This window comes from Inquilinus sp. (genome assembly GCF_057815775.1).
The window spans coordinates 1-6,470 of record NZ_JBYRFX010000278.1; the positions used below are offsets into that span (position 1 = coordinate 1).

Annotated in this window: 7 protein-coding genes; all 7 read left to right on the forward strand. The window is 65.7% G+C overall.

The features are described from left to right. Window positions 1-551, forward strand: a 551-nt coding sequence (locus AC3XYG_RS09990) for an amino acid ABC transporter ATP-binding protein (RefSeq protein WP_489139676.1), incomplete at its 5' end; no start/stop codon positions are given. Window positions 552-965: 414 nt separating this feature from the next. Continuing rightward, on the forward strand, window positions 966-1,799 hold the full coding sequence (locus tag AC3XYG_RS09995) for a response regulator transcription factor (protein ID WP_489139677.1): 834 nt from the start codon (window positions 966-968) through the stop codon (window positions 1,797-1,799). Between the two features lie 278 nt (window positions 1,800-2,077). Further along, on the forward strand, window positions 2,078-2,275 hold the full coding sequence (locus AC3XYG_RS10000) for a hypothetical protein (RefSeq protein WP_489139678.1): 198 nt from the start codon (window positions 2,078-2,080) through the stop codon (window positions 2,273-2,275). A gap of 432 nt (window positions 2,276-2,707) precedes the next feature. Continuing rightward, window positions 2,708-3,355, forward strand: coding sequence for a response regulator transcription factor (locus AC3XYG_RS10005; RefSeq protein ID WP_489139679.1), 648 nt, complete (start codon window positions 2,708-2,710; stop codon window positions 3,353-3,355). A 142-nt stretch (window positions 3,356-3,497) separates the two neighbouring features. Continuing rightward, entirely contained in the window at window positions 3,498-3,899 is a 402-nt protein-coding gene (locus AC3XYG_RS10010) for a response regulator transcription factor (protein ID WP_489139680.1), read from the forward strand. 874 nt (window positions 3,900-4,773) lie between these two features. After that, a complete protein-coding gene (locus AC3XYG_RS10015; protein WP_489139682.1) occupies window positions 4,774-5,583 on the forward strand; it encodes a sensor histidine kinase in 810 nt (269 codons plus the stop codon). Window positions 5,584-5,748: 165 nt separating this feature from the next. Next, window positions 5,749-6,470 (forward strand): SDR family oxidoreductase (locus AC3XYG_RS10020; protein WP_489139681.1); only part of this gene is annotated, 722 nt, incomplete at its 3' end.

A 6,470-nucleotide genomic window follows, 5' to 3' on the forward strand; every position in this document is an offset into this window, starting at 1 on the left:
TCGACGGCCAGCGCCTGGGCGACCCCGCCACCGACATGCCGCGGCTGCGCACCGAGATCGGCTTCGTGTTCCAGCAGTTCAACCTGTACCCGCACAAGACCGCGCTGCAGAACGTCACGCTGGCGCCGATCCATGTGCGCCGGATCCCGCGGGCCGAGGCGGAGCAGGCCGGGCGCGAGTTGCTGGCCAAGGTCGGGCTGGCCGACAAGGTCGACGCCTATCCCAGCCAGTTGTCCGGCGGCCAGCAGCAGCGGGTCGCGATCGCGCGCAGCCTGTGCATGCGGCCGAAGATCATGCTGTTCGACGAGCCGACCTCGGCGCTCGACCCCGAGATGATCAGCGAGGTGCTGGACGTCATGGTCGCCGTCGCCGAGGAGGGCATGACCATGATGGTGGTGACCCACGAGATGGGCTTCGCCCGCAAGGTCGCCCAGCGGGTCGTGTTCATGGACCAGGGCAGCATCGTCGAGATCGGCACGCCGGAGGCATTCTTCTCGGACCCGAAGACCGACCGCAGCCGGGCCTTCCTGAGCAAGATCCTGCATCACTGAGAGGGGCGGCCACGCGGCCAGGTCTCCATCGTGCTCTTCGTGGAAGGACACGAACCATATGTTGCGCCCGCGGCGAGACGGCGGTCCTTCATCGGGCTGACCTATGCTTCGGAATAGGCCGGCTATTCCATTCACCAAATCGACGCCGATCGGGCGCCCAACTAGGGTCCCGGTATGCCGCGGGCATCCCCATTCCGCTGAGAGCAAGCCGAACCGACGGGCGGACCACGCCGCGCCGACGGACGAACTGCGCCCCCCAATCGCCCGGGAAAGACGAGCCATGGCGGCTGGACCGTGCAGCACTCAGCGGGCATGGGGCCTGAGCCAAGCGGTCTGTGCGGACCAGGGCATGCCTCGCGCCGTCAGATCGGCGTGGTTGTGAGCGCGCGCCTTGATCCTCTGCCGACGAAAGCCATGACCCGATTTCGCATCATGTCCGACGCTGCAAAGACCCGGTTTCATCGGACCGGAGTTCATGAACCTGCGGATCGGGACAAAAGCGACGAAGATCAGTCAGCCACGCCCTATGCGATCGTCTGCGACGGCGATCACGATACAAGATCGGTCTTCGTGTCCTATCTGAGCGACAACGGCTTCCAGGCTGTGGGCGCGACGAACCTCTATGAATTCAAGAGATATGTGAGCCACAGCCACCCGGATCTGATCATGTTCGACACGATGTCCTGTGCCAAATGGTCGGCCGGCATCTTGCGCAGGGACGGGATCGGGCATCACTCCGCGATCATCGCCTTGACGTCCCAGGCCGGGGAATCGGAATGCGCCAGGATGCTCGACAGCGGCGCTGACGATTGCATGGTGAAACCGCTGGTGCCCCGGGAGTTGCTGGCGCGGGCCCATGTCATATTGCTCCGGCGGTCGGGAGGGCAATTCCCCAAGGGGCACACCGAGCTGCCGCCGCCGGGCAGCCTGCCGAAGCGATATGTCTTCGCCGATATGCAATTCGACGTGGGCGGCCGAAGGCTGGTCGATTCAAAGAAGCGAGCCATCCCCCTGTCGAACACGGAGTTCCGGCTGCTGCTGGTCTTTGTCCAGAACTCCCGAATTCCGCTGTCACGGGTGGAAATACTGGATGCGACGCGCCTCAGGCACGATGTGTACGATCGCTCCATCGACGTTCAGGTCACCAGGCTGAAGAAAAAGCTGGGGCAGGCGCTTCGATCCGCCATCCGATCGGAGCGTGGCGTCGGCTATATCTTCATGCTCGCGGTGCAGCCGGAATTTATCTGAACCGCCGGATCGGTCTCGATCACGCAGGTCGCCATCCCCTTTGAAGGGAAGGCCCGACCGCGCCCGCCGTGGCCCTCGCACTCCATTGCCCCGGGATTTGTTTCATTCGCATTTCAGGTGAAGCCCATTACTTCGGCCAGTGCGGGAAACGCGATGGATAAAAACCCAGCGCCGAATAAGGTTTGTGTGTCAATGAAATCGACCACTGATTGATGTGCTGTTTCAGAAGTGGCTGGTTATTGACTTCATGGTTGGAAACGCAAATCGGAGAACGAGTCATGTCTTCCAAGACTATGGTTGCCGTCGCGACGATTATTGCTGGGGTTTTTCTGGGGTCGGCCATGGCGATTGCTTCGGTCGGTACCGTCGCCACGACCATGCCGGTGCACAAGGAGCAGGCTGCCGGCAAGAGCGCGGCGGCCGACAGCAGCCAGAAGGGCGTGCAGGTCGCCATCTGCCGATTTGCGTGCCATTGACCGGCACGTCGGTCCGGCCGTGACCAGCCCGCCCCAGGCTCAGTCTGCTGGTCAGGTTTAGCCGGGCACGCAGGGCATCGGTTGCAGGGTCCGATGAGCGCCGCTCATCGGACCCGAAGCCATGAGCGCCGGGCAACTTGGCCGAAGATCTCCCCCTCAGTCTCTCCGCGCGGGCTCGAAAGGCCCAGGCGAATGCCCGCCATGGGCCGCGGCACGACCGCAGCCCGCACGTCTTCCTGGGCGCGATCCAGACCATCTTCCGAAGGCGGTCGGCGGGCTGACCCGACCCGATCCGGCCATCGGGCGGATGGTTCTTTTTATTAAGGATACATAATGTCCTAATTATCATTGCGATCGCTATTAAGGACTGTTAGAGTCCGAATTATGGGTCGCGTGATTGCGCGCATCGCCTCATGAAATCGGATTTGCCCCATGAACACGGCCGCCGCAACGGAGCGTCCCCTGGTGCTGATCGTCGATGACGACGATGCCGTGCGCGATGCACTCCAGGAACTCATGCTCTCGGTGGGGTTCGATGCCGCCGGCTTCGCATCGGCGCGCGAGCTGCTGGACACGACGCTGCCCGATCGCTCCGGCTGCCTCGTCCTCGACGTGCGCCTGCCTGGGACCAGCGGCCTCGACCTGCAGCAGCAGCTCGCGTCCAGCGGCAGGACCAAGCCGATCGTTTTCCTGAGCGGCCACGGCGACATTCCGATGACGGTCCAGGCGATGAAGGCCGGCGCCGTCGATTTCCTGACCAAGCCGGTCCGCGACCAGACCTTGCTGGACGCCGTCGGCATCGGCATCGAACGCGACGTCGCGCAGCGGGCCAGGGCCCGGATCTGCCGGCAGCATGTCGACCGCTACCGGACCCTGACCCCGCGGGAGCGCCAGGTGCTGCGCGCGGTGGCGCAGGGGTGCCTCAACAAACAGGTCGCCTTCGACCTCGGCATCAGCGAGGTCACCGTCAAGCTTCACCGCAGCAACCTGATGCGGAAGATGCACGCCACGTCGGTCGGCGAACTCATCCGCGCGTGGGAGGCCATTCCCTGCGACCTGCGTGAGGCGCGGCCGACCTGAACCACGGGATAGTTACGAAGGAGCCGCGGATGGCATGACATGGATGTCCAGCCGCCTCAACGAGGGCCGTCGCTTGTCCCCAACCGCCCGCGTGTCCCCAACCGCTCACGTGACCCCAACCGCTCACGTGACCAAGGTGCCCGTGATCGCGATCGTCGATGATGACGAAGCCATGCGCGACGCGCTGTCCGAGCTGCTTCAGGTGATGGGCTTCTCGATCCGCGTGTTCGATCGTGCGGCCGCATTCCTCGCCGGCTCCACGCCCGACGGGTTCGATTGCCTCATCACGGATGTGCGAATGCCGGGGATGGACGGCATCGAATTGCAGCGCCGGCTGCGCGCCCTCGGCTCGGCCTTGCCCGTGGTCATGATCACCTCGGTGCCCGATCCGGCAACGCGCCTGCGCGCCCTGGATGGCGGCGCCTGCGCGTACCTGGCCAAACCCGTGGATGACAGCGCGCTGCTCGGTCACCTCAGGGCGGCCCTGGATCAAGGCGACGGGCCTGGCGAACAGGTCCGCGAAGAAAAAACACCCGGAGGCTGACGTGGACGAGATGCTGCCTTTCCCCGACGAGCATGGGCCCGATATCGCCCCGGAGCCCGATGCGCCGTGTCGTGAGACGGCGCACTGGACACTCGATACGGCTGGCGTCCGGACTTTGGTGGACGCCGACAGATCCGGCGGCAATGTTCACCTGTCCGGCGACGTGCTGGGCGGTGTCCGCGTGGCCGATCTCAATCAGCGGGCCCTGCATCTGTTGGGGAATGTCGGCGGCCATGAGGAGATGATCGGCCGGCCCATCGTGGAATTCTGGCCGCCGGACAGCCAGGACGACCTTGCCGAACTGATCGCCGCCGTTGTGACCGACCCGTCCCCCCACGCGATGCGGACACGCGACATCACCTCGCTGCTGCTGCTGGATCCCGTGCTGACGGTGTGGCGCTCGCGGGAGGGTGGCGCCGACACGGTGTTCGTGGCCGTGAGGGGCGCGATGAACGATCGTCGCTCCTACTGGTCGCTGCGGGCGAGCGAGGACCGCTATCGCAAGCTTCTGCAGCACATGCCCAACCCCCTTCTCCGGGTCGATGCCAGGGCAATGGGCCAGGTGTTCACGCGGCTGAGGGCAGAGGGTGTCACCGACATCGGTTCGTATCTCGATGCCCATCCGGAGCTGATCGACTTCGCGAAACGGAGCGTGCAGATCACGGAGGTCAACCGAAGTGCGGAGCTGCTGTTCGGTGCGAAGAACCCCATGGATCTCATCGGTCCGGTGGACTGCCTGTTCCAGGTCTCCCCCGAGACCGCCCGGCGGGTGGTGATCGCGCATTTCGACGGGCGTCGCAGCCACGCCGAGGTGATGAAGCTGCGCACGATCGACGGCCGGCTGCGCGACGTGCGGATCGCGGTGACCTTTCCGATGCCGCCGGAGCAGCCGGATGTGACGGTCATCAGCCTGGACGACCTGACCGACCGGCTGCGCACCGAGGCGCAGTTGCGCCAGCTTCAGGCCGATTTCACGCGGGCCGCCCGCATTTCGACCCTCGGCGAACTCGCCACCTCGATCGCGCATGAGGTGAATCAGCCGCTCGCGGCGATCTTCACCAATGCGGAGACCAGCCTGCGCTGGCTCTCGCGCGACGAGCCGAACCTGGCGAAGGTCATCCAGCTGACGACGCGGATCGTGGCGAGCGCCCGCCATGCCAACGAGATCGTCCACCGCATCCGAGGCATGACGGCGAAACACGTGCCGGAACGACAGCTCCTGGACCTGAACGATGTGGTCGACGAGGCGCTGCTCGTCATCCGCCACGATATCGAAACCCGTGCGATCCAGCTGTCGGTGAGGCTGGGCTTGGGACTTCCCCGCGTGACCGCGGATCGGGTCCAGCTGCAGCAGGTGATGGTCAATCTGCTGGTGAACAGCGTCCAGGCCATCGGCCAGGCCGGCCTGAAGGACGGCCATATCGAGCTGACCACCGGGCTCGGCGAAGGCGGCTCGGTGGTGGCGCTGATCCGGGACAACGGGCCGGGCATCGCGGAGGAGAACCTCGATCGCATCTTCGACGGCTTCTTCACCACCAAGGACGAGGGCATCGGCCTCGGCCTCGCCATCTGCCAGTCGATCATGACGGCGCATGGCGGCGGCATCGCCGTGGCGAACCGTCCGGAAGGGGGCGCGTGCTTCCGCCTCTGGTTTCCGTCGGAACGCAGCGCGGCGCAGGCCTAGGCGCCTCCGGGCTCCGACCTATGCCAAGGTCCAGGATCCCCCATCCTTTGGTGTGCGGGACCACCGGCCGGCACAATGGTGGAGGGCCCCGAGATCCGCGATCTTTTTCATACCCAGGCGCCGGCCTTCAACCAGGACCGCGCCCTGTCCAGGAGAGGTGAACCCATGAAGATCGTCGTTATCGGTGGGACCGGGCTGATCGGTTCCAAGGTTGTGGCCCTGCTGGGCCAGAAGGGCCACCAGGCCCTCGCCGCCGCCCCGAGCACGGGCGTCGACACCATCACCGGCCAGGGGCTGGCCGAGGCGCTGACGGGCGCGGACGTTGTGGTCGACCTCGCCAACGCCCCGTCCTTCGAGGACCAGGCGGCGCTGGCGTTCTTCCAGACCGCCGGCCGGAACATCACCGCGGCAGAAACGGCGGCCGGGGTTCGCCACCATGTCGCCCTGTCGGTGGTCGGCACCGAGCGGCTGCAGGTCAGCGGCTATTTCCGCGCCAAGCTGGCACAGGAGAGCCTGATCAAGGCCTCGCCGATCCCCTACACCCTGATCCACGCGACCCAGTTCTTCGAGTTCGTCCGCGGCATCGCCGACTTCTCCATGGTGGATGGCGCCGTGCGCCTGCCGCACACGCTGTTCCAGCCGATGGCGGCGCAGGACGTCGCGGCCGCGATGGCCGAGGCGGCGCTGGCCGCGCCGGCGAACGGGATGCGGGAGGTCGGCGGACCCGTCCCGGTCCATCTCGACGACATGATCGCCAAGGTCCTGGCCTACGACAAGGATCCGCGCCAGGTGATCACGGACCCGCAGGCGCCGTATTACGGCATCAAGGTGGACGACCGGTCGCTGATGCCCGGCCCGGACGCCCGCCTCGGCTCCACCACCATCGA